The sequence below is a fragment of the Scytonema sp. HK-05 genome, assembly GCF_963872035.1.
Classification (GTDB): Bacteria; Cyanobacteriota; Cyanobacteriia; order Cyanobacteriales; family Nostocaceae; genus Kalymmatonema.
Window position 1 is genome coordinate 17,910 of the sequence record NZ_CAWMYC010000156.1, and the last position, 25,331, is coordinate 43,240.

The 25,331-nt window shown below is 46.2% G+C and carries 18 protein-coding genes; 6 read left to right on the top strand and 12 right to left on the bottom strand.

The features are described 5' to 3' along the window. Window positions 1–33: 33 nt before the first annotated feature. Window positions 34–837 (top strand): nucleotidyltransferase domain-containing protein, encoded by an 804-nt coding sequence (locus AACT52_RS36075; protein WP_083630739.1) that lies wholly within the window; start codon window positions 34–36, stop codon window positions 835–837. Window positions 838–1,118: 281 nt separating this feature from the next. After that, complete coding sequence (locus AACT52_RS36080; protein WP_073635221.1) at window positions 1,119–1,913, top strand: PhzF family phenazine biosynthesis protein; 795 nt, start codon at window positions 1,119–1,121, stop codon at window positions 1,911–1,913. 214 nt (window positions 1,914–2,127) lie between these two features. Here AACT52_RS36080 and AACT52_RS36085 read toward each other — a convergent pair whose 3' ends face one another. From AACT52_RS36085 to AACT52_RS36095, 3 genes are all read right to left on the bottom strand, one after another. Then, window positions 2,128–2,499 (bottom strand): hypothetical protein, encoded by a 372-nt coding sequence (locus tag AACT52_RS36085; protein WP_073635222.1) that lies wholly within the window; start codon window positions 2,497–2,499, stop codon window positions 2,128–2,130. Window positions 2,500–2,560: 61 nt separating this feature from the next. Next, window positions 2,561–2,929, bottom strand: coding sequence for a pentapeptide repeat-containing protein (locus tag AACT52_RS36090; RefSeq protein ID WP_073635223.1), 369 nt, complete (start codon window positions 2,927–2,929; stop codon window positions 2,561–2,563). Next, complete coding sequence (locus tag AACT52_RS36095) at window positions 2,911–3,231, bottom strand: hypothetical protein (protein WP_198941058.1); 321 nt, start codon at window positions 3,229–3,231, stop codon at window positions 2,911–2,913. Before AACT52_RS36095 ends, AACT52_RS36090 begins: the two co-directional genes overlap by 19 nt. A 256-nt stretch (window positions 3,232–3,487) precedes the next feature. Between AACT52_RS36095 and AACT52_RS36100 the strand changes: the two genes are divergently transcribed. Next, on the top strand, window positions 3,488–5,386 hold the full coding sequence (locus AACT52_RS36100) for an ATP-dependent DNA ligase (RefSeq protein WP_158054923.1): 1,899 nt from the start codon (window positions 3,488–3,490) through the stop codon (window positions 5,384–5,386). Window positions 5,387–5,713: 327 nt separating this feature from the next. Here AACT52_RS36100 and AACT52_RS36105 read toward each other — a convergent pair whose 3' ends face one another. Beyond that, window positions 5,714–5,911 carry a hypothetical protein gene (locus AACT52_RS36105; protein WP_069348024.1) on the bottom strand — a complete coding sequence of 66 codons (198 nt, stop codon included), beginning with the start codon at window positions 5,909–5,911 and terminating at the stop codon, window positions 5,714–5,716. Between the two features lie 125 nt (window positions 5,912–6,036). Then, window positions 6,037–6,573, bottom strand: a complete 537-nt coding sequence (locus tag AACT52_RS36110; RefSeq protein ID WP_073635226.1) for a GAF domain-containing protein — start codon at window positions 6,571–6,573, stop codon at window positions 6,037–6,039. A gap of 513 nt (window positions 6,574–7,086) precedes the next feature. On the opposite strand from AACT52_RS36110, the gene AACT52_RS36115 reads away from it, so the two are divergent. Both AACT52_RS36115 and AACT52_RS36120 read left to right on the top strand, forming a co-directional pair. Further along, the gene (locus AACT52_RS36115; RefSeq protein WP_073635227.1) at window positions 7,087–8,322 is read left to right on the top strand and encodes a sedoheptulose 7-phosphate cyclase; all 1,236 of its coding nucleotides are present in this window, start codon (window positions 7,087–7,089) and stop codon (window positions 8,320–8,322) included. Next, entirely contained in the window at window positions 8,322–9,152 is an 831-nt protein-coding gene (locus AACT52_RS36120) for an O-methyltransferase (protein WP_073635228.1), read from the top strand. Before AACT52_RS36115 ends, AACT52_RS36120 begins: the two co-directional genes overlap by 1 nt. Window positions 9,153–9,523: 371 nt before the next feature. Here AACT52_RS36120 and AACT52_RS36125 read toward each other — a convergent pair whose 3' ends face one another. Continuing rightward, window positions 9,524–10,873 carry an ATP-grasp domain-containing protein gene (locus tag AACT52_RS36125; protein ID WP_073635229.1) on the bottom strand — a complete coding sequence of 450 codons (1,350 nt, stop codon included), beginning with the start codon at window positions 10,871–10,873 and terminating at the stop codon, window positions 9,524–9,526. 394 nt (window positions 10,874–11,267) lie between these two features. On the opposite strand from AACT52_RS36125, the gene cas6 reads away from it, so the two are divergent. Beyond that, the gene (cas6, locus tag AACT52_RS36130) at window positions 11,268–12,122 is read left to right on the top strand and encodes a CRISPR-associated endoribonuclease Cas6 (protein ID WP_073635230.1); all 855 of its coding nucleotides are present in this window, start codon (window positions 11,268–11,270) and stop codon (window positions 12,120–12,122) included. A 3-nt stretch (window positions 12,123–12,125) separates the two neighbouring features. Here the strand turns inward: cas6 and AACT52_RS36135 are convergent, their stop codons facing one another. From AACT52_RS36135 to AACT52_RS36160, 6 genes are all read right to left on the bottom strand, one after another. Next, on the bottom strand, window positions 12,126–14,429 hold the full coding sequence (locus AACT52_RS36135; RefSeq protein ID WP_143172955.1) for a CHASE2 domain-containing protein: 2,304 nt from the start codon (window positions 14,427–14,429) through the stop codon (window positions 12,126–12,128). A gap of 65 nt (window positions 14,430–14,494) precedes the next feature. Beyond that, window positions 14,495–15,310, bottom strand: a complete 816-nt coding sequence (locus AACT52_RS36140) for a DUF928 domain-containing protein (RefSeq protein ID WP_143172956.1) — start codon at window positions 15,308–15,310, stop codon at window positions 14,495–14,497. 114 nt (window positions 15,311–15,424) lie between these two features. Then, on the bottom strand, window positions 15,425–18,193 hold the full coding sequence (locus AACT52_RS36145; protein WP_083630740.1) for a CHAT domain-containing protein: 2,769 nt from the start codon (window positions 18,191–18,193) through the stop codon (window positions 15,425–15,427). 1,249 nt (window positions 18,194–19,442) lie between these two features. After that, on the bottom strand, window positions 19,443–19,610 hold the full coding sequence (locus AACT52_RS36150; protein WP_158054926.1) for a hypothetical protein: 168 nt from the start codon (window positions 19,608–19,610) through the stop codon (window positions 19,443–19,445). Between the two features lie 378 nt (window positions 19,611–19,988). After that, window positions 19,989–22,505, bottom strand: coding sequence for a two-partner secretion domain-containing protein (locus tag AACT52_RS36155; RefSeq protein WP_073635233.1), 2,517 nt, complete (start codon window positions 22,503–22,505; stop codon window positions 19,989–19,991). Window positions 22,506–22,859: 354 nt separating this feature from the next. Further along, the coding region (locus AACT52_RS36160) for a beta strand repeat-containing protein (protein WP_198941057.1) at window positions 22,860–25,331 on the bottom strand (2,472 nt) is incomplete at its 5' end.

Below are 25,331 nucleotides of genomic sequence, written 5' to 3' on the forward strand. Positions count from 1 at the left end.
CGTTACAAAGCGGCAGCAGAGATAGAAGATAGTATGTCTATTCCCGAACCACAACGCTTGTTTCTAGAGCAGATTCTTGGAAAGTTGAATCAGGATGACCGTTTGCTAGGTGTAGCGATCGCTGGCTCCTATTTGACTGGAGAAATGGATGAGTATTCCGACTTAGACCTGATTATTGTCGTAGATGATGTTTATTATGAACAGGTTTTAAAGGAGCGACAGCTTTTCGCCAATCGGCTTGGTTCGCTGCTTGCAGCTTTTACGGGCGAACACGTCGGCGAACCCCGATTGTTAATTTGTCTGTATGACAATCCGCTTGTACACGTTGATTTGAAGTTTTTGCTTTTACAAGCTTTCAAAACAGACCGAGTAGAAAATCCTACTGTTCTATGGGAACGTGAGAATTTATTGACCTCAGCTATTTCAGATAATCCACGGAACTATCCACCCGTTGATCCACAATGGATTGAAGACCGCTTCTGGGTGTGGATACACTACGGCGCAACTAAATTAGGAAGAGGTGAACTGTTTGAAGCCATTGATTTTCTTTCTTTTCTGCGTGGGCAAGTTCTCGCTCCATTAGCAAAGGTGCAGGCTGGGCTGCTTCCACGCGGTGTAAGGAATTTGGAAAGGGAAATTCCGCTTTTGGTTCCTGATTTTTGTCAGACTATTCCTACCAAACGCGATCGCCTGGAAATTGCCCGAGCGCTTCAGCACACTATCCACTTTTATCGCCAGCTTCGAGATGCATTAAAAAAGCCAGAGTTGGTTGTGCGTTCCCAAGCAGAAGCTGCCTCCACTCAATATTTGCAAACAATCATAGATGGCTTCAAATAGTGGTGACAATACTCAGGGTTTTTCAAGCTGCTTTTATTAGCTCATCATTCTAATGGGGTGATCTGGGTAGAAAGAAAAAATTTATAAGCTAGTCCGAGCAATTTTTTGAATTAGTTATCACGCTTGTGGTAGATTCCTTAGCATAATCCCTGCAAAAATGACTATTATCAACCGATGACGGCTAAATTGCTTTTTGGCTAGAACTGCCGCCTCAACCAGACTATTTATTACCAAACGGTTAAGTTTCACCACTATTCTTAATTTCAAACAGATTTGAAGATATGGGACAGACTATTACTCAAGTAGACGCATTTACTAACACACCTTTCGCAGGTAACCCCGCAGCGGTCTGCGTTTTACCTGGTCCCCAGTCCGAGGACTGGATGCAAAAAGTGGCGCAAGAAATGAATTTATCTGAAACTGCGTTTTTAGTCAGGCAAGAAGATGGTTTTCATCTACGTTGGTTCACGCCTACAACAGAAGTGCCACTGTGTGGTCATGCAACCCTTGCTAGCGCTCATGTTCTTTGGTCACAGGGACATCTTTTACCTGATGAAGTCGCTCGTTTCCACACTAAAAGCGGACTGCTGATTGCCAAAAAACAGGGAAATTGGATTGAACTCGATTTTCCAGTGAATCATTCAGAAGAAACAATTGCTCCTCCAGAACTCGATCAAGCTTTGGGTATTCCTATAAAAACGGTGATGAAAAATTCCCTGGGTTATTTGGTAGAAGTGGAGTCTGAAGATTTAGTACGACAAATGCAGCCAAATTTTGAACTCATCAAAGCGTTACCTCTTGCCAATGTGATTGTTACGAGTTCAGCACACACAGATTCAGAATATGATTTCGTCTCTCGCTTTTTTGCACCAGGAGTTGGAATTAATGAAGACCCTGTGACTGGGGCTGCTCACTGTTGCCTTGCTCCCTTTTGGCGCGATCGCCTAGGGAAGGATGAGTTCTTAGCATACCAAGCATCTAGTCGGGGTGGTGTGTTAAAGATTCGTTATGAAGGGGGTTCTCGTGTCTTTCTAAGTGGACAAGCAGTTACCGTTCTCCGTGGAGAATTAATTTGAAATTGCTTTGAAACCAACAAAGTGATTCGGCACGACAGGGTGTAGCGTGTAAGGATAAAAAAATGACTACACCCTACACTTATTTACAGCGCCCTTCAAATGATTAGACGACAAATCGTAGGGTGGGCATTGCCCATAAAAGCTTACGTAATGAACATTTGAGATATTGTGTGGTAAAAAGCGCACCTTACAGAAAACCGCTGTAAAATCCCAGCTATACACCAGTTAACGAAACCTTTTTTTCTACACGAGTTTGTAAATCTGCCATCAGCGTTTCCCCACTGCGTCGGGCTTCCCAAGGACCAGAGCCCCAAGGTTTGAGGCTCCATTGTCCTTGCATATAATCTTCATCCTCTGAGATTGTACCAACGTAGGTAACTGGGTCAGGTGAAGTCGTAAAGTAGCGCTTGATAAAGCTGATACGACGCCCAACCACCTCACCAGTTAGCTGGGCTTCTCCCAAGTCGCTGTCATCCAAAATCCTACCAGTCAATGTGTTACCACTCTGAATTAATGTCACTTCAAAGCGAGTAGGAATTCCTTGTTGCCAGTAAGTTCCCAACCAAGTGCCACTTACATCAGCCATCAGATTATTCCGCAATTTATCTCTATTATGCTTAAACTGTAGGCAATGAATATATATTTGGTCACAGCTTCCGCATATTTCTACTGATGGGGTCAAAACCTCTAGAAAAGCGGGTGCTGTCATCGTAGCAAGCCCCACTCAAATTTGCTCCATAAAGCTTGGCAAAGTTTAGCTTGGCTCCCCTGAGATTAGCTTCATGCAAGTTGACACCGCTTAAGTTAGCTCGCGTCAAGTTGGCTCCAGCTAAGTTAGCTCCTCCAAGGTTGGCTCCCCACAGTTTAGCTTTAGCTAAGTTTGCCCCACTTAAATCCGCTGCAAATAAATTGACTCCAGCTAAATGGGCTCCAATCAACTTGGCTCTACCCAGATTTGTTGCTGGAAAATCTCTCTCTCCTGCAGCATAACGCCGCTTCAGTTCATCTGCATCCATGCTTGGTTCACCTTGCTCAGCAAACTAGAAGCTATCTGCTCCCATTCTTGATCTAATCCTACTTTTGACTCTGGCTGCTCACTACGTCTGTACCAGTAACGGGCATTAGTTAAATCGCTCTCTTTGCGGTGTAGGTAGGCGTGAACCCAAGCACTATCTGTATCGCTGGCATCTTGTACTATTTCGTGTGCAGTGTTCCAGTCACCTTTGTTGTCGTACCAAAGAGCTTGCAACGCTTTTGGCAGTGACTCAGGACATTTTGAACCTTTTTCTATCAATTGCTTGAATTCCACTGGGGTCATCATATTTACCTAAAAATATTAAGCCTCTATTTCTAGGATACAAATGAAATTCATAAATGAACCACAGATGGACACAGATAAATTAGTACTTCATTCAAACGAGAAGCGCTATATTTTTATTAAAATATATAAAAATTGATGATTTGCTAATTGCAAAAGCAAGTCCCAAAGGTAAGTTTTTTGCATACTCTTTTGGGCAGATGAAATTTATTTGTAGTAGTAATTACTATTAAGTGTTCCAAAAGCTTTGTTTGCTGTGTCTGAAGAAATAACTGTTAGTAACAACATAATTCTACAGGCTAATGCCTTCATCTGTTTTGCCCAAGTTGCAGAAAGTATCGCTACCACATCAAAGCGTACTGAAAAAGCTGCATTGCTGGGCGACTACTTCACCAAATTATCTGATAACGAGTTGGTACTTGCTGCAAGATATTTTTCCGGATATATATTTCCATTACGCGACCAACGCACAATTAATATTGGTGGAGCGGCGTTATTGACAGCAATGACAAATGTTAGTGGTGCTGAAAAATCAGAAATTCAAGAGAATATAGTCAAAAAGGGCGACCCTGGAGACGTAGCATTTGAAATTTTTAATAACAATTCCCATCTCGATCAACATCAGCCTACTCTTACCCTTTTTGAATTATCAGAAAAACTCGAAGAACTGGCAACAGCAAAGGGAACAAAACGCAAAACCTCTCTTGTTACAAATTTACTAAAATTAGCAACACCTCTAGAAGCAAAGTATATCGTCAAACTGTTAGCAGGTGATTTACGCATTGGATTAAAAGAAGGTGCTGTTGAGGATGCTATAGCCCGTCTATTTAAAATCCCAGTTGCTAAAGTGCAATGGGTGAATATGCTAACTGGTGATATTGGCGAAACAGCTATTCTTGCTCGGAATGGACAACTTGATTCTGCACGGATGCGCCTATTTCATCCGATGAAATTTATGCTAGCAAGTCCCGTTACTGATTTAACGGAAGTTGCAAAGCAAATGCCTTCGGGTTTTGCTGTTGAAGATAAGTATGATGGTATTCGCGCTCAAATTCACATTGCGCCAACCTCAGAAGACCAAGAAATTTTGCACGGCACAGTTTGTCACAATAGGCGTGTGGCAATATTTTCGCGCACTCTTGACGAAATTACATTAAGCTTTCCAGACTTAACGAGTCCGCTGGCTGATTTGATATCACTTGAATCAGATGTGGGTGAAGCTCATAGTTTAATTTTGGATGGGGAAATTGTACCAATTAGAGGTGAAGAAATATTACCTTTTCAAGAACTGCAAAAGCGCTTGGGACGCAAAAAAGTTTCACAAGAGTTGCTGAATGAAGTGCCTGTGGCATTCATTGCTTATGATATATTGTACGCTCAACAACGCGTGTTGATTAACGAACCGTTTTCTACTAGGCGAATAATTCTAGAATCTCTACATTTAGACAGTGAAAGAGTGCGAAGGGGAATTCATAAACGGTTCGCTGATATTTCCAGTTTAGATGAAGAATTTGCCGCCGCTCGTGGACGGGGTAATGAAGGATTGATGGTGAAAGACCTCAATTCAACATATAAACCAGGTCGTCGGGGACGTGATTGGCTGAAAATTAAACGGGCGATCGCCACCCTTGATGTTGTCGTTACAGCAGCGGAAGTAGGAACTGGCAAACGCAGTCGCTTTCTTTCTGACTATACTTTTGCAGTACGCAAAAGCGAAACAGATCCAACACTTTTGAATGTGGGCAAAGCATACTCAGGACTCACTGATGCTGAAGTCACAGAACTGAGTCATTGGTTTCGCGCTCATACTTTGCAAGAGTTGGAACACGGTAGGGTGTGTGTGGTGGAACCAAAAATGGTTTTGGAAGTTACTTTTGACCGCGTGCAACTATCCGAACGACACAATAGTGGTTACGCCTTGCGCTTCCCCCGCATTCTCCGTATACGAAATGATAAGCCTGCTGAAGAAATTGACACCCTCGAAACAGTACGGCGTTTGGCTGAAACAGTCCCAGAATCTCCAGAAGATAAGGGAGTAGGGGGAGTAGGGGGAGAAAATACTTCCTTATCTCCACGCCAGTCGCCTCAAGTCGGGAAACCCGCCCACGGCGCTGGCTCCTCATCTTCCCCCACTTCCTCTACTTCCGCATCTTAACTGAGTGCCATTCCTCCCGGAGATATCAACACGATACCAACTCTTGAGGCTGCGCGTGATGCTTTCAAGGCTTTTGTTGAACGCATAAAAGCTCTGAAGGTGAAGGCAATTACGGTCATGGACACGATTTTGCTTCTGGAGGAAGTTTGCCTGTGGAGCGTTGGCATGAATTGTTAGTTAAACTTGGCTTTGAGCAATGAGCTCTAAAAACTTCTTAGTTGTCAGGGTTCGTGTTACTAGGGAAGTGCAGTTACTATACACATCTCTAATAACACGAACCCTGAGGTCAGCCTATATCACGGCGAAATTCACGTTTACCGTCACTTCTTACACTTGAGTGACATCTTCCTGATTTAACTGCTGCTCAACATTACTGATAGCAGCGTTTAGACCAGCAAGTTTAGTCTCTAAATCATCTCGCATTGTCTTGAGAAATCTCAGCTTACGCTCTAGACGGCTTTTGCGAGAAACAGGCTCGCCAGTATAGCAGTTGTTATACCCAAAAGGAAAAGAAAACGGAAACATAGTTTGCTTTTTTAGAAATGACCCTACTTAAATTGTGGCTAAATCCTAGGCGAGATAGGGGATCACAGAGTGGGGGGATAACCGACCTAGTAAGTAGGGTTTCAATGCTGTCCGCCCTGACATCCCTAATTAAAATTAGCTGCTTTAACATAAGCAGCTGCTAGGGGTGCTATTTTGCCTTCCACTTCGGTTACAACGGCGTGGTCAAACTCTGACCAGACTCGTTGACTTCCAAAAACACAGGGTTGCAAAATTCCCCATAGTTGACCGTCCCAGACAAGGTGGGAGTGAATTAACGCTCGATGTCCAAACTCCTTGCGCTCAAACTCCCGGTTGACGACCTCTGGGTTCGCGGTTTCTACATCTTCAACATAAACAGAAGGGTCAGTTCGCAAAGCCGCAGCAAATAGAGGGTCTTCTTCAGGTAGAGATTCCGGTTCTGGTTTCCAATCGGGGTCTAGGATTTCTGGAATTTCTTGGTTTCGTCGCCAGCAATAGGGGACTCTGCCAAGTTTGGTTTGAGGGTTTCTCAGGTAAAGGAAACAGCGATCGCACTGCAAGACTTCCCCAAGTACCCCAACCAAGGCACTAAAGACAGCATCCGGCTCTTTGTATGTATCTAGGATATTTTGTATAGCTTCTGGTAGATTTGAGTGAGTCATATGATGTGGTAATTAGTAGTTTAAATACAAACGATATCAAACGATTTATACTGCTGCTGTCTAGTGAAATTCTCGCATTTTTATGAAACTTTTGAGTCATTTCGGTTACTTTGTATCCGATAGTTGGGAGGAGAATAGAAAAAAAACTTAATTTCATTTAAGCAAATGTGATAATTTGATAAAGAGGTCAAAATACAATGACCATTCGATAGCTATCAACAGAGCAAAGCATGAGGAATTTTCTGCAAAATGTGGAATTTTAACCTGATGTCAGCGCTCTTTGGCTCACTAGTCAGCTAATCAAAATCAAATCAATTACTGAAATATGCTCAAAACCTAATTATATGGGTGGAGAGCATTATATTGTGTTCCCTTATTCTCCTCCAATTCTCTTATCCATTGAGCAGTCTGCCCAAGGGAATAAGTGTTTTGTGAGTGTACTGGAGTTACGACTATCTTGCGAATAGTCCCCCATTTTGTTTGGGGGATAGTGTCAACTTTAGGTCAAAAAGAATGAGTACCGTCCAAACAAAGTTTGAAGCTACTAAAACCGCTTTTCACGTAGAAGCTTACCAGAAAATTGAGTACAGCTTGATTTATGTTAATGGAGTTTTCGCAATCGAAAATGCAGAATTAGCACAAGTTTACAAAGATTTTGGACGCTGCTTAGCTGTTGTAGATGAAAATGTGTATAAACACTACAGCAGTCAAATTCAGCAGTATTTCAAGCATTACGGGATTGACTTGACGGTTTTTCCCATCACCATCACTGAGCCAAACAAAACGATTGAATCGTTCGAGAAGATTATCGATGCTTTTGCTGAATTTAAGCTGGTACGCAAAGAACCAGTGCTAGTGGTTGGTGGTGGACTGATTACAGATGTCGCAGGTTTCGCCTGTTCTACTTACCGCCGCAGTAGCAACTACATTCGCATTCCAACGACTCTGATCGGATTGATTGATGCGAGTGTTGCTATCAAGGTAGCAGTGAACCACAAGAAGCTGAAAAATCGTTTAGGTGCTTATCACGCTTCGCGAAACGTTTTCCTCGATTTCTCGTTTCTGGGTACTTTGCCAACAGCGCAAGTGCGTAATGGTATGGCGGAACTCGTAAAAATTTCAGTGGTTGCCAACAAAGAGGTTTTCGATTTGTTGGAGAAGTATGGGGAAGAACTACTGCATACACACTTTGGCAACATTGACGCAACGCCAGAAATCAAGGATGTGGCGCATCAAGTCACTTACGAGTCTATCAAAACCATGCTGGAGTTGGAAGTTCCCAACCTACACGAGTTAGACCTGGATCGCGTGATTGCCTACGGTCATACTTGGAGTCCGACTCTAGAACTTGCTCCTCGCGTGCCTATCTATCACGGTCATGCGGTCAATATTGACATGGCATTATCTGCGACAATTGCTGCGGGGCGGGGCTACATAACCACAGAAGAACGCGATCGCATTCTTGGTCTGATGAGCCGTATCGGTCTTGCCCTCGACCATCCCCTCTTAGACGAAGAACTTGCCTGGTATGCTACCCAATCCATTACCCTAACACGAGACGGTCTGCTACGAGCCGCTATGCCCAGACCGATTGGAAGTTGTTTCTTTGTCAATGATTTAACTCGCGATGAACTAGCAGCAGCATTATCAGAACATAAGCATCTGTGCAAAACCTACCCCCGTGGCGGAGATGGTGTAGAACAGTACCCAGACGCTCATCAGCCAGAACTTGTCGGGAGTGAAATGTAATGTCTCAAGTTGTCGAAAAGCCAAGCGCTAGACCTGTTACGCCGTTAGGGATTTTAGCTAAGCAGCTAGAAACCATTTTGCAGACATTAAATCAGCAAACATCTGATGAGCTACTAGCTAACCTCAATCAAGCATGGCTTTTGGCAGCAGGTCTAGACCCTTACTTAGAAGAATGTACCACCCGTGAATCACCTGCCCTAGCAGCGCTAGCTCAAAAAACGGCTCAGGAAGGTTGGAGTCAAAGGTTCCACGAGGGAGCTACCGTCCGAGAACTAGAGCAGGAAATGCTCTCTGGGCACGTGGAAGGACAAACGCTAAAGATGTTTATCCACATGACCAAAGCTAGGAAAGTGCTGGAAGTTGGTATGTTCACTGGCTATTCTGCATTAGCGATGGCGGAAGCTTTACCGCCTGATGGAGAACTCGTCGCCTGTGAAGTAGACCCTTACACTGCAGAGTTCGCGCAAGCTGCTTTCCGGGAATCTCCCCACGGCGCAAAAATTCGTGTGGAAGTGGGTCCAGCACTGGAAACTTTGCAGAAACTGGCAGCAGCGAGAGAGTCATTTGACTTTGTGTTTATTGATGCAGATAAGCGGGAGTATGTCAAGTACTTTCAAACACTGTTGGAGAAAGATTTGCTAATTCCTGGCGGGTTTCTCTGCGTGGATAACACTCTACTTCAAGGACAAGTTTATCTCCCCACTGAAAACCGCACCCCCAACGGCGAGGCTATTGCTCAGTTTAACCGTGTTGTCGCCGCCGATTCGCGTGTAGAACAGGTATTGTTGCCACTGCGAGATGGCTTAACCATTATCCGACGACTACCGTAGCATACATTTAGCCTGCACTTAATTTGTGTAGGGAGAACTCAGAATTCAGAATCACCGAAAGCCGCACTTATACTGTTCCCTTTTTCTGACTTCACCTATCTGAGTTCTGAGTTTTGCAACGACTCACTGCTGTCATGGCACTACGCGACAACTCCCAATCATTTAACAAGTCGCCGTAAGTCCTCCACTATAACGGTACTCCGTGAGCGTGGCGGGATATGAGGCGGGTGAAAACGAAACGCCCCTACGACTTATCGGCTGATTTATTAGCCGGAGGAGTTGGGGCAGTTGCGTTTTTACCTATCTTTGAGCCACTCCCCTAACTTCTAGTTAGGGGAGTGGCTCAAAGTCGGTGTGATGACTAACGAGTCTTACTCGATAAGCTCGCCAATGTTAAAATCTATTCTTATCCAACCCTTGAGTCTTCGTAGATTTTCGAGAAGGAGTAAGGGAATTTGCCAGTGATGTACCATCAGGAAGGGTAGGGGGTCATTCACCTCAAAAATTGCGTCTTTCCCTCGCAAAATATTTTTGACCCACGTTTGCAGTTGCTTTAACGATCTAATCTCATTCAGCCTCCAAAGTTCGTGGTACAGCCAATAGGTTGGCTTACTGTCACCAAGAGGTTGCAAAGGTTCAGCCAGAGGCTCTTTACCCAGATAGGCATCCGCTACCCCCGGATGATTGTAAAACATAGTAATGGCAGAGTGAGTGCGGGGGTTGCATTCGATTGCGTAAACAGTTCCGTCAACAGCCTGGATGAAGTCAAACGAAAGCTGCCCGGTTTGTCCGAGTTCTTTGGCAAAATGAGTCGCCCATTGCATAATTTCAGGCTTATCAACATTTTCGTAGTTGACTTGAAAGGCGGATGACTCACAGCAGCAGTACATTCTTGACTCTCCATCTCGCACGGTACTGTGAGTGCAGTATTCCTTTCCGGGGATGAATTCCTGCATAATCCAGGGCTTCTCCTCACTGATAGGCAGACTGTTGACAAATGCTGCTGTCACATCAGGAGTGTCGCAGGGTAGCTTAGTCAAGTTCAAGCGGCGCACGGAGTCGTAGGGGATGCTTTTAAGAATGTACTTATTCTTCTCTTGGGAAAAGTCGAAGTTTAGAACTTGTTCTGGAGCAGTAATTTTGAAGGATTTGGGGACTGATAAACCGAACGATCGCGCAATTTCTGCAAAGGCAAACTTGTCATCCAGCATCTGAGTGACATCAGCATCGAAGTGGAAAATCTCACAACACCCTGATAACGGTGCTTTGCCGTTGGAGTCATAGTAGATGACGGCAAAAATGGCTACCGGGATAAAAAAGTCGATGTTTTCTTTTTTGGCGATCGCACGTAGGGCTTCAATGTAGCCTTCTAAGTCTTTGTGCGGATCAGGGACGGTGTAAGAGCCAGCGACAGCGTTGGAAAATTGATTACCACTTAACCAGTATTTATCGATGTCAACTAAAATGGCTCGATGCCCAGCTGCGTGAAATGAACGCGCTAGCTGAAGGCTTTTGGTCATCCTAGTGCCAGCGATCAAGATATTTTTGGGATTCTGATTTGAAACTACTTGCTTCTTTAACGGTTGGGTGAAAAAATTCCACAGCAACGCTGCTAAGACGACGGTGCAGTTGAAGGGAAATGCGATCGCCAGTAATGCAAGGGTGCCCAAGTTTTGGAACACTGCAAAAATACGCGCTTTTATAGGTTGCAATTGGACCATTAGCTTTAAAAAGTTTCTATTGAAAATGAAAAAGAATTTATTAGGGGGTTGTGACAGAAATATGTTGTTGCAGATGTAGCGGATGGGTTATCTGTTTCTGACATAGACGAGTTTTATGAATTTTGACAAAAGACGAGGAAATAATCCCTAAAATTACGTATTTGCAGCCATTGAAGACAGTAACACTAAACTATCAATAGAGTAATTATAGTCTCAGTTGCCTCATTGGCGACAGGTTAAGAAAACTGCATTTTTGTCAAGGGGGGTATTGGAAAAAACCGAGAACCGCTATATTACAGCTATCTTCAGCTCATTGAACCAGAGATTTTTGTCGGGGCACAATAATCATCACTCTTCCCCTCTATGCAGTGTTGTTTCAGTTTACAAAAATCCCATGCCTCACAGCTTAGTCCTCAACCTACTTCCCCAATCTCCCATTCCATCACAATTCCTCACCGGCAGACATCTCCACGCCCTGTTTCTCAACCTCGTCAGTTCGGTGGATAGAGAACTGGGCGATCGCCTCCACGACTCTGGTGCTGACAAAGCTTTCACCATCAGCCCGTTACAAGCTAAATTAAACCATACCAACAGAACTAGAATCTCAGATCACACCTTGCAATGGGACCATGAAAAACCCATTCCTATAGGAACTCCATGTTGGTGGCGTATTTCCCTACTAGACGATACCCTAAGCAGCAAACTGACTCAACTGTGGCTTAATCTTAACCCTGCCCAACCTTGGCACTTGGGTCCTGCTGATTTGTATATTACCAGCATTTTCGGCACTCCCCAGTTAACGCAACCTTGGGCAAATGCGACTACCTACACTCAATTGTACGAGCAAGCATCTGATAATGAGCGCCAAATTGCTTTAAGTTTTTGCACTCCTACTAACTTTCGCCAAGGTAATTTTGACACTGCTTTACCAACAAGAGAATGTGTGTTTAACAGTCTGCTTCAACGCTGGAATAAATATAGCGGTATTTCTTTAGAACCCAATCTGACAGAAGTCATTTTTCCTAGTTTTTTTAATATTCGCACTAGCCTTGCAGCCGATTCTCGTAGTAAATTTATTGGCTGTGTCGGCGAAATTAGCTATCGAATTATGGGAAATATTGAGCCACTCATTATCAAACAAATTAACGCCTTAGCTAATTTTGCTCTCTACTGTGGTGCAGGACGCAAAACCACAATGGGTATGGGAATGATTCGACGAATGAACATGACAAAAAACAACTTTGACTGACGCCTACTCCCGGTTCACAATTACGACGATTTCTGTACCTTGAGTGGGCTGAGTGTGAATAATCAATTCACCTCCAATGCGTTCAGCCCGTTCGCTCATTCCTAACAAACCAAACCCCCTAAACAATATCTTGTCTACCTCAAACCCCTGTCCATCGTCTTTAACCCGCAAAAGGCACTGTGTGTGCTCATACACCAACTCAATACGGATTTCGTTGGCTTTTGCGTATTTGATAGCATTTGTCAATGCTTCTTGTCCAATCCGCAGTAAGTTGTTCTCAACATTCGGTGATAGAGGATATGCCGTGCCAATCACCTCGCAGATGAGGTGGGTATCGCTAGATGATTTCATTTGAGTCGTAAGACGGTTGAGAGCACTGTACAAGTCGCCCTCCTCTAGGAATTGTGGGCGAAGTGCGGCAACGGATCGCCGGGCTTCAGCAAGTCCAGTTCGAGCTAACTCATCTACCGTTTCAATGTGTACCTGTGCAGCATTCGAGTTTTTCGCCATTACCTCACAAGCTGCTCCGACATGAAGCAGAATACCAGTAAAAGCTTGCGCTAGGGTATCGTGGATTTCCCGTGCCATACGGTTGCGTTCTTCTATAATAGATGCTTCTTGAGCCAATTTGCGTTCGCGTAGCGCGGCGTCAAGCCGTTCGCTAATATCCTGTCCAATACCAACAAACAGGCGATGAGAAAGCTGAACATTTGCCCAAGAGGTGTTTACAAAGCGATCGTCTTTGGTTCTAATTTTTAAGTCTAACCATTTTCCAGTAGCGGCTAACATATGGTCTAAAACTTGCTGACGCTGCTCCTTATCAGGGCAGCATTCAGCAATCAGGTCAATATTATTCAGATCTGTGGTTGACCATCCCAAGATCTGTTCTAGCTGACGATTAACGAACTCTACTCGCCCCTGTCCATCATGAAGCGTAATCATCACAGGGATATGGTCAACAATCGTTTGTAAGAGTTGTTTCTGTTGACTCAGCGTTTCTTGCGCCTGTTTTCGTTCAACGATTTCCTGTTCTAATCTCAGGGTACGCTCTTGCACTTTTTGTTCCAGTGTTCGTGCATGCTCCTTAAGATTTTCCCACAGCAGGTAGCCATTGCTCGTAATCGCAGATCCTACTAAAGCAAGGAGGGGTGGAACGATAATGAGCCACCAACCTGCTAGAAACAGCATATATGCACTGCCTAAAAGAGCGATGCCAAAGAGAAAAACTCCAGATGCTGTCCGTCGAGGAGAAGGCGATGTCCAACCTAAGACCGCTCCAATCGTTGACCAAAGAATTATCCACAGCCACTCCAAGGGTTCTGACCAAACATGAAGTACAGGGCGTCCATCTAAGGCAGCACTTAACAATTGACTTGTTAACAAAGCATGAACTTGAACACCAGCAGGTGCTGCAATTGAGTCAGTGGTGTAGGACGTGAAAAAGCGATCTTCAATGCTCTCTGCCGTTAACCCAATGACAACAATGCGATCGCGCACTAAATCCCGTGGCATTCGTCCCTGTAACACATCCGTTATCGAAACCGTGCGGAAGTCATTCCTAAGCCTGGGAAAGTATGATATAATTTGATATCCTCCATTATCAACACCAACATAACCTCCGTCATTTGGCTGCAACGAAGTAAATACTGCTCCACCCAACCGAAACTGATTCTGATTAGAGTCAATAGGTTGGCGGGTGATGCCTTGAGCCTTAAGATACGCAAACGCTAACTGCGCTCCAAGCGTCAATATCGATTGATCGTCTTGAGTTCTCAAATACAGCAAACTGCGGCGAATCCTGCCATCAGCATCTAACACGAGATCGCTTGCACTGACTTGATCACGCTGTTTTAACATGGGTGGTGCTTGAATAACCTCACCTTGAGCCGTTTTAATCACTTTCTCAATCCCAATTAAATTGGGTGTAGACTTGAAAACCTTGACTAATTCTTGATGACCAGGCTCTACGGGTAAATCTCGAAAGATATCAAGACCAATCACTCTGGGCTGCTGTTGTTTGAGCGATGAGATTAAGCGAGCTAGCACTGCATCAGACATGGGCCAACGTCCTAGGTGCTTAATATCTGATTCATCAACCGTAACCAGGACAATTCGAGGGTCGGGAGGTTCAAAGGGGCGTAGACGAAACATCTGGTCAAGCGCCACTAGCTCCATGAGCTGTAGTGCACCTGTTAACCGCAAAATCAGCAATCCTCCAGCAATGCTGGGAACAGTTATCAGCACCCCGCGCCATCGCCAGATTTGCCGTTTCAGCTTTGCCCACATAGGATGAATGCGATCGCTCAAGGCGAGTTCTCTCTAGTGTTTTACTTATTATCTTTTCACTTATTATCTTTTCACTTATTATCTTTTCACTTATTATCAATCATGCCATCGACTCCACCAAATTGCAGGAATTCGCGCCAAGCTGCGCTGATGCTTGGGTCATTCGGTTGGGTGCGCCGTAGCTCCAATAGGATGGGGAGGGCATCGTACCAAATGTCAGCTTTCTGGTATAATGAGACGCGTTGTTTGAGAGGTGCTTGCTCAATTTGGCGCAAGCGAGTTGGATCGAGTTCGGTTCGTTGAACGGTGCCTGTGACAAATTGATCTTCAACGCGATCGCTCGGGTTACAAATTACCGCAAACGACCACATATATCGCTTCTTAATCTCTAAAGGCGGTGCGTTAGATGGTAAGCTGATGCTGACAATATCAGGGGTATTGGTCAAGGTAAGCGTTGTCCGATATAGACCGCTACCATTTTGATTACGTAAACTAAATTCTGCGGTTTTAGCGCTGGTTTTTGGCACGTATACGAAAAATGTTGGACGCTCTGCTAGAGTTAAGCCTGGTTTGGTTGTTGGGCTGAGAGCAGTCAGGATTGGACCTGTTGTTGCCGCTTCAGTATCTTGAGGACAGGCACTTCGGTCACGCCGTCCTCCGGGTGCTGAGCTACCAGGATTCTTAGGTGGAGGGGGAGGATTGCTTGGCTTGGGGTTTGCATTCTTGACCTTTGAGACTTGCGGCTGTTCAAGCGCATCCAGATCTGCTGCCAGAACACTGGGTACGATAAGCATTGCTGTACTAAGAGCGATTGCCTGCGGCAGAGCTACGCTTAACGCCAATTCTACAGCCAGGGCAACTCCAAGGGAAGCAGTACACAATAAGTGTTTTATGCGATACATAGGGTTTATAGCGGTTTGTAATTGGGTCAGGTATAATAAAGAAATAATCAACCACAAATGAACACTCACCAGACACAGATAATTCTGTACTTCATTCAATTGAATTGCGCTAGATTACAGCCAATTTCCTAAGAGAACAAACGGTGCCCAATAGTAAGGGGAATTGTAATCGTCTTGGTGCAACAAAGCTACTTGAGCACGACGCAGAGCTTCGGCTTTCGTCACGCCAGGCTTACTTAACTCTTGATAGAACGAAATCATTAGCGATGCTGTAGAGCGATCGCTTACTGACCATAAGGAGGCAATAGTACTTCGTGCTCCCGATTGTACAGCAAAACCAGCCATTCCTAATGCAGCCCGCTGATCACCCGCCGCCGTTTGACAGGCGCTCAGTACCAGCAATTCGATTGGGCGGAGTTTTCCCTCTCTAGAACGCAGCAGTTGGTCCAATTGTTTGACGTTAAGACGTCCATCCCAGGTCAAGATAAAGGTATCGTCAACATTAGAACTAAACTGACCATGCGTTGCCAGGTGAACGATTGACACACGAGTGGAATCAACCCGGTTTTGAAACGCTCGATTGGTAAACGATTGATTGAGAAGCACCTGAGCGGGAATTTCTGCTTCAATTTGCTTAATTTCAACCATAACATTCGGCAATGCCGGAAAACTCTCACGAGCTTGACTTAGCCCTGCTAATAATCCTCTAGAACGCTGGCTTTCTAGGGGTTGGGGCCCAAGCAGTTGTAAACCGGGGGTTAGCACGATGCTATACTTTTCAATGAGATACTGCTTACCATCGTGGAGCGTTGCCATTGGCAAATTGCGGAGTAAGCCATCTGGAACAAACACGAGGGTTTTTACGCCACTCGCCTCTAACTGAGACTTTTGAGGACGCAAAAGCAAATTATAAACTTGTTGAGCAACGGGCAACCAATCTTCCACAAAGGCTGTGGGTCTAAGAGATTGGCGCATTTGGTTTAAGATTTGCTCCACTTTCGCTTCAGCCAGAGGTGTCTGGTGATAACGCAAGGGTTGGTTAGGGAAGGACAAGATAACAGCGAACTTGTTGGGCAGAATGATCGGGTAGATGACAGCAGCTTGTGGATCAATCTGGTCAATTTCTACAGGGCGAGCATTGACACATGCTTCGCGGAAAAAGTTGTCGAGTTCTGCCAACTGCAACGCTTCAATGACCTCGCGAGCTTGTTTGAGGTTTTTCTGGCTGGGTTCACCCCCCGAACTTCCCGGAGATAGGGTGAGTAAAAGCTCAACAAACTGTCGATAGACAGGTTCCACGTTTTCCCGAAACGAAAACTGTACATCTTGATTGATGGCGACGAGATCACTACGGAGAGATTGGAGCGTTTTGACTGCTTCTCCATACGCAGAGGTTGCACTTTGCAGATTTTCAGTGGAGTTACACGGCTCTGTGCCTTGACAAAAAATTCGTCCTAGCTGCCAATGCCACTGATAGGAAATGTCAGCCGCATCAATTGACTGAGCCAAGCTGAGGGCTTGTTCTGTTACGCTTTTAGCGCTACCCCATTGCTGGGTGCTTTCATACAGGTTTCCCAGAGTACCAAGGGCATAGGATTCGGCACGGCGATCGCCAAACGAGCGAACTTGTTGGATAGCAGTCGCTAGTTCGTGAGCTGAGGTACTGAGGAGATGAGAGGATAAAGCTTCCCCAACTCCCCCAGTTCTCCCTGCCTTGCTCCTCATCTTTACTAAGCTTTGAGCCAAATTGATTCGAGCATAGGCAGTTAGGCGACTCGGTGGCAACTCAGCAAGCTGAGATTGAATTTGAGGCAACAAGCGTTGACCTTCCGCCCATCGATTTGCTTCAACCAGTAGGCTTAACTGCACAAGCTGAATTTGAGTTTTTGCTGTGAGCGAGGGAGCGGTGGTTACTGCTTTGTGGTAAAATGTTAAAGCGGCATCTTTCTCTCCTTGGGCACGAGCAGTGTTTCCCAAATTCAGTAGAATGCCACTCATATCTGAGGCAAATTGATTTGAGGGAACTTGCGTTTTGTCTTGGAGTTTCTCAGCGATCGCCAAGCTTTGCTGCAAAACAGTCCGAGATTTCGCCACATTGCCTACTAATCTCAAAATTTTGCCAAGGTTTCGTAAACCAGTCACCTTGAGACGCGAATCGGGCTGCTTTTCAAGGGATTGTTCTACTTGAGTCAGAAGAGTAGTAGCTCGCCTGTAAAGTCCCTGTGTCTGGAAGGCTCTAGCCTGGTTAATTTTGCTACCGAGTATACCGTTGGTATCATTCGCTTTCCGGTAAGCCGCTTCAGCATTTTGCCAAGTTTGCAAGGCTTCTGAGGCTTTGCCTTGAGCTAGTTGTAATTTTCCTTGAACGGTGAGGACTTGGGCGAGAACGTGTGAAGTATCTGAATTTTGGGCTGAATTTTGAGTGTTTAGCAGCGAAATCGCGTGGTTGATCGCCTCATTCGCTTGAGTCCACTGTCCCAGATCTTCAAAGGCTGTGGCAAGGAAGTTGAGAACGAGCGCTTGATTGAGGCGATCGCCTTTGCTGTCATAAATTGTCGCTGCTTGTTGCCAAAGAGCGATCGCCTCTGAATATTGTCCTGCTTGATAACGCTCTTCTGCCTGTTGCACCACTTGAGCAGGTGAAGCAGTCGCAGCCTTATCAAAGGAATTTGACGTAATTTCTACCTGCTGCCTTTTATTGTCGCCCTTAATCAAGTCGCCAGTCTTGTCTACCGCAACAGCAATTGAAGCATGGAGGCTGATAGCGATCAGCAGTCCCACCAAAGCGACTCGAAGAAATGTCAGCCATCCCCTTTTTAAGAAGAGGCTCTGCAATACCGACTTTCCCTGATGAATTCGCCTGTTCAAGTGCCCCCCGTTCATCTCGTTGTGCTGCTTGTTTGTTGCTGATTTGACACTCCCCACGGCTATAAGGGATTTCCAACAAATAAATTATCCAATCTTGTGTGGGGGAGCGTAAGCTCCAGGAGGGCTTCGCCGTGAGCGCTCAGCCGAACGGTTTCCCGACAGAGGCGACTGGCGTTGGGCTGTCCAGCCCGCCCAGTTTATAGGACGGGCAAGATGCCCATCCCACAAAAAAAAATTGGATATTTTTTAATTTGGAAGTCCCTAGACAAGTGTCGAAATCTCGTAAGAGAGTAACCAGGAAATCTAAAGCGTAAGTTTTGGGAAGCCTCCACCAAATCAATAGATTATGGTGGGGGAGATGTCACTAGTATTGTCATCACAGATTTTGTAGAATAAAACAAAGCAAGATAAGCAATTTAGCTAAATTTTTTTTGAAAAGACAAGTGGGGTAGAGCGCGTTCCTCACAATAAGGAAGTTCTGGAAAGATAAAATATGCTAGAAATCTATACCTACATTGTAGGTGTAGGAGCGTCACTTTTACTTTAAATGGTAGAAAACAATTCATGACCTCCCCTTACACATTCTTAACCGATTTGACGGATACTGCAAGGTTGGTTCGGACGTATCGGCGACAAGCATGACCTCTCCCGTGGGGCTAATCCGCCATCCGGTCGCTTCTACCAGCACCGTTGGAGAACTTCGTTGACTATGGGATCGAGAAGCCCAAGCAGGTGAAAATTTCGCCAGATGGTAAAGTCTCGGCTCAAATGAAGGGCGCTTAAGTCTTTTAAAAAACTTTTCAGTCTACTGACATTCAGAGTATTACGTACTTTAGTTGGAGTCAACCTTCCATTTTAAGAGCGACTAATTTATCAATCATTCTATTGTGAAAAAGTTTCTACTATGAGTGGATGACTTCTTAGAGTCAATTACCTATATTGAATTCATGCAAACATTGATAACAATTTAGATGCAATATCTAAGTTCAGGTTTTTAAACATCAGTGGTATTCATCCTCTGACAAAATTGACTTTTCACAGTATTTGAAAAACCCCACTTATACTCTCTTATAGGGGAAGGGCTTCACGTTAGTTTTTCCATATGACGTGAAAAGTCAGATGACAAACAGCACAAAAATGCAAAAAGACAACTTAGAAAGAGGTTCAGAAAAATGTTGAAAAAGTCTTTTACCTTTAGTCTGTTAGCAGTTGGTTTGATGATTGCTCCAACTACAGCTTTTACTGAACAGTTTCAAACTAATGTTCAAAAACCCATAGCCGCTATACGCCTGTCTAGGTCTGTCAAACCCGGCTCAAGTTCTCCACGCCCGTCTCTATCGCCCCGCCCCGTCCCACGCCCCGTCAAGTCCTCCACACCCGCCCCAAGTCCTGCACAGCCGCGATCCCAATCTCGCTGATTTTCTCCGTACAAAAACCGCGTTCATACACATGATGCTCAATCTGTACAGTCAGCTTTACCGAAAAGATTTCTAGAAGGCTTACCATGCGTTGATTTGACGCCCGTGTCTACAATCTGCCAGAATGCCCGCATTATACGAAGTTGCCAAAGTTTGTCTTGTTTGGAGTTAAGCTCCCTACTGGACTGGCTTGCAAGCAAATAATACGAGCAAAGACAACTTGGTATTATCTGCTTTTTGAGCAATAGGGTTGTACATCAGTTCTCCCGTTGAGGTAAGCAATACGCCCGCTTGCGTCTGCACAGAGCGCAATCGCTCTGGTCAGTACCAGAAACGTCGCCCCAAACCCTTATTCTTTCGTCAACTTACAAAAGTTTTTGGTAAAGCTGACTTTACTGCTTGCCAATGCAATTAACTGGCTCCTTCAACGGATGTTGCACCGTTGGATCTGGTGTGGTGGCAACCAGGATGACTTCTCCAGCGGAAGTTATCTGCCATCCGGTTGCTTCAATGATTGGGGTGTGGGATTTGGGGTTTGGGGTGTGAGTGGTTGGGGTGTGGGCTGCTGTGGGCTGCTGTGGGGTTTGCTGAGCAACGACTAGTCTACGTCGGTCTTGCCACTCGGCATTATCGTCCAATTCCTGCTCAGGAGTGGGTGGTAAGCCACCCCGCCCAGTGATGACGAAGGAATTGCCTTCGTTAGCGGGACAGCCAGTAACAATCAGGCGAGATACATCAACTACAGTCGTGGGCAGTTCGACTAAGCCGGAGGAGGGGTCAAGTTGTTCGATGTTGAGTTGGACAGTGCCACTTTGAGCAGAACTGGCTCCAGTAGCCGTGATGTCGCTACTAGGCGTGTCTTGAGGGCGAAACTGGATGCCAAAGATGCCATCTGCGTTGATGGTGACGTTGCCGCCACGGGCGTTAACAGAGTTGGCACGGATGTCGCTATTTTCGTTATCGACGGCGACGAGTGAGGACGTATTAATCCTGATGTTGCCACCATTGCCCGTGCCAGCAGCAGATGCTGTAATCGGACTGTTGTTTCGCTGTAGCAAGACATCCCGCACGTTAAGGTCAATGTTGCCACCTTCCCCAGAGGCGGTTGCTGCCGTGATACCAGCTTGATTGTCTAGAAAGATAACGTTCGCTTCAACCCGCAATGCCCCAGCATTACCTGACCCATCATTTTTGACGTTGACTAAAGCACCATCAGTGACGCTCAACCTCCCAGTATTAATCGTCACGTTTCCAGAAGTCCCACGCGGTACTAGAGGTAGGTTATAAAGCTGTTGTAACGTTGTGTCCACAATATTGGTAGAGGAGATGATCTGAGTAGGATTTCGAGACCCTGGAACTGTGCCACTGACCTCTACAGACTCAGCAGCATTGATCGTGACACTTCCAGCTATACCATTGGCATAGCTAGAAGCAGCAACAATTCCGCCGTCTCGAATCACTAACTTTGGTGTGTTGATTGTTAAGTTGCCAGCATCTCCAGCATTGAACGTTGATGCAGAAAGGCTACTCGGCGTAAAAAGATTTTGGATCACTCCAACCAGTTCTATAGAACCATTTGCGTTCACCGTCACGTCTCCTCCCTTACCAGTTCCAAAGGTGACAGATGTCACGTTTCCTCCATCATTAGCAGTCAACCGCCCGGTTGATACTGTGACATCTCCTGCCCGTCCAGAACTGAAACTTGACGCAGCGATAACGCTGATAATGGCAGGATAAAAAGGTGCAAACCCGCTCACTTGCACAGAATCAGAAGCGTTCACTCTGATGTTGCCTGCTGTGGCAGTACTGTAAGTGTCAGTAATTAGTTGTGCTCCGCCCTGAATAACCAGACGCTTGGTTGAAACGGCAATGTTTCCTCCACTGCCAACGCCCACAGCATCGTTGACCAGGCTACTTGCAAATAGATTATTGGGTATGACTCCACTTAGTTCTAGAGACTCAGAAGCATTGACACTGATGTTTCCTGCTGGTTGGGTGCCTTGGTTTTCAATTAAAACTGATGAGCCATCACTCAGCACGATTTGTCTACCAGCAAGCTGGATATCACCACCACTAACACCACTAGCATCGGCTAATGCCGTTTGAGACAAACGAATATCTTGAAAGCTTTGCTCACTTCCATAGCCCAAAGTCCAACCAGAGGCAGTTGGGCTGAGGCTGACAACACCACTGGCTACACTACCTAATTCAATCCGCCCCCCTGGTGCTGTAAGCAGTCCACCCTCTAAGGCAACATCACCCCCTACTAAGGCTAAGGTCTGACCTGGCGGTACTCGTAAGCCAGTTAGGCTGCTACCCGCTCCTGTAATTGGTGACAAAAATTCGCCAGCTAGATTGTGACCCGTACCTTGGACGCGAATGCCTCCCGGATTCGGTCCAAATTGCAGCCCAATGGGCGTACTGATAGTCAGCAAGGGTGTAGTTTGGGGATTGGTGGCGCTGTACTGAAAATTATCGGCAAAGTTGATGCTGTTGGCGGTACTGGCAACAAACGAGCCGCCAATATTGAGTCGGGCACCTGCACCAAACAGAATGCCATTCGGGTTGAGTAAGAACAGATTCGCCGTACCATTTGCCCGAATCAAGCCATCAATATTCGAGATTGATCCACCCGTAACGCGGCTGAAAATGTTCTGCACATCTGCTGCATTGTTGAAGAACGCAGAACCGCCAGTCGGCACCGAAAACGATTGAAAGCTGTGGAACAGATTGCCACCCCGCCTTGCGCCGCCGTCAATCTGAAAATTGGGATTACCTGTGACTTGCGTTTGCTCTCCCACTGGCAGTGTGTTATCGGGAACGACTTGAGCGGCGATCGGTTGAACACAACTGAGTACCCACACAGCACTACCCATCAAAACCGATGTATTTAGATGCCACCTGCTCATCTTGTCTTGCCTCCAGCATGACGATTGTTCGATGCGATGCCTACGGCGGGGCGAAGCCCATCGCGCCTTACGCGGCTCAAGAGGGATGATTGCATGATTGCCCTGCGCTTCAAGCAGCAATCGCGCTTTTACAAATTGGCAATCCCTGCTTGAACGCCATGATGATTGCCTGTGTTCGGTATGAAACCCCCTAGCGTAGTTGAAATGGCAAAATGCAGCATTTCAAAGTTGCGAGCCAAATGTGTATACACATTCTTTGTACTGACATCAGCAGATATCTGTTCTTCGCTCTTGTGAGTATCATTATCTCAAGTTTTGCACAATAAGACTATGCAAGATAAGCAATTAAACAGTTTACTGCCTGCGTTGGCAGGTAACTGGCTCCTTCAACGGATGCTGCACCGTTGGCTCAGGTGTGGTGGCAACCAGGATGACAACTCCTGTGGGAGTTATCTGCCATCCGGTTGCTTCGATGATTGGGGTGTGAGATTTGGGGTTTGGGGTGTGAGTGGTTGGGGTATGGGGTGTGGGCAGCTTTTCGTTTTGCTGAGGAACTGTTAGTCTGCGTCGGTCTTGCCACTCGGCATCATCGTCCAATTCCTGCTCAGGAGTGGGAGGCAAGCCACCGCGACCAGTGATGACGAAGGAATTGCCTTGGTTAGCAGGACAGCCAGTCGCAATCAACCGCGACAGGTCGGCAAAGTCAGTCGGTAATTCAACTAAACCAGCCGCCGGGTCAATTCCTGCTGTGGTGACATCAAGCGTGCCACTTAAGGCATCGGTCGCTCCCGTGGCGGTGATGTCGCTACTGGGGGTGGGCTGAAGACGCGGTTGAATGCCAAAAATCGAATAGGCATTGATGCTGACATTCCCACCGCGAAAATCTTCAGAATTGGCGCTGATATTGCTATCTTCACTCTTGCCAGCCACCAGAAACCGGGTATCAATCCCAATATTGCCACCAGGAATGTTGCTGCCTGTGGCGTTTGTCGTGATGTTACTGCCATTGCGCAACAGAATTAAAGGCGATCGCAGATTGATATTGCCCCCACCGCCACCATTCGTGTCGGCGCGGATGCTGCCAGTATTGTTGAGATAGATTTGATTGGCATCCACGAACAAGGAACCAGCACTACCTTTGCCGGAACTGCTGACGGTGACTTCTGCTTGGTTTTGAATGCCGAGGGTGCCTGTGCGGAGATTTAAGTTGCCACCATTGCCACTACCACCCGTCCCGGCGGCAATGACCGAACCATCCCCTGTGAGCGTGATTGACTCTGGGGCAGTAATCGTTAGCTGTCCCCCATGACCACCGCCGGAAGTGGAGGCAGAGATTTGTGCGCCGGATTGCAGGTTCACCTGGACATTTTGCCCGTTTCCTCGTGGCTGAATCGTCAAGTTACCAGCATTCCCGGCACTGGTGGTTCCAGCAAATAGACCACTGGTTGCCCCTGATAGTTGGAGGTCGGGAGTATTAATTGTGATGTCACCAGCACGACTGTTACTATTCGTTGTGGTCAGCACTTGCCCGCCACTACTCAAACCCACCGTGTCGGCAGTAAGTGTGACATTGCCAGCTCTTCCTTCTCCAGCGGTGGCAGCAGCGAGTTGCGCTCCATTAAGCAGTGAGAGCTTAAGCGCTGTGATATCGATATTACCTGCACTTCCCACAGCTCCTGGTTTCACCGAGGTAAACACCTGACTGGGGTAGTCGGTACGAGTAGGGGCTGTGCCACTAATCTGTACAGAGTCACGAGCATTAATGGTGACGCGACCAGCATTTCCCTGCCCAGCCGTGGAAGTATTCACGGCACCCCCGTTGGCCAGAAACAGTGAGCCAGTTGTTATATTAACGTCTCCGCCTTGACCCACAGCTCTTGACTGCACTGCCGTGAAGATACTGCTGGTGTTATAGGCACTACCAATGCTGCGTCCACCGCTGATGATTTCTGCGGAGTACTCACCATCAATAGAGACGCGATCGCGGGCATTGATATTCACGCTGCCTGCATTTCCCTGTCCAAGGGCGACGGAAAACAGTTGAGCGCCATTAGTGAGAGAAAGCGATCCTGTAGTGATGTTGATACCGCCAGGTTTACCGATGCCAGAAACTACGATATTGTATACAGTACTGTTATCCAAAGAAATGGTATTGTAGGCATTAATGTTCACACTGCCTGCATTTCCCTGTCCAGCCGTGTAGGAAAGCAGTCCAGCGCGCCCTCTGAGAGAAACGGTATCGCGGGCATTAATATTCACACTGCCTGCATTTCCCTGTCCAGTCGTGAAAGAAGTCAGGTTAGCGTTATTGGTGAGAGAAAGCGATCCCGTAGCGACGTTGATATCGCCAGCGTTACCGATACCAGTTGAGCGCGTGAGATTGTATACACCACCGTAACCATCAAAAGAGACGGTATCGCGAGCATTAATATTCACACTGCTTGTATTTCCCTGTCCATCTGTTTCGGATTGCAGTTGAGCGTTGGTGAGAGAAAGCGACCCGGTGGTGATGTTGATATCGCCAGTGTTACCGACACCAGTTGGTTGCACGAAATTGACTACAAGAGCGAGATCCAAAGAGACGCGATCGCCCGCACTTAGATTGACGCTACCGATACTTCCGTGTCCAGATAACAAGTTTTCCAAGGCGCTCATGCTGATTGTGATAGAGCCAGTTGCATTCAGATCAATATCTCCGGCTTGGGTATTGGGTAATCTCGAATCGCTCTTAATCCCAATATCAAGTACACTTTTGGAGATATCAATGTTTTGGGCAAGCAATCGAATACTGCCACTGGCTCCCCTAACGTCAATGCCACTACCGCT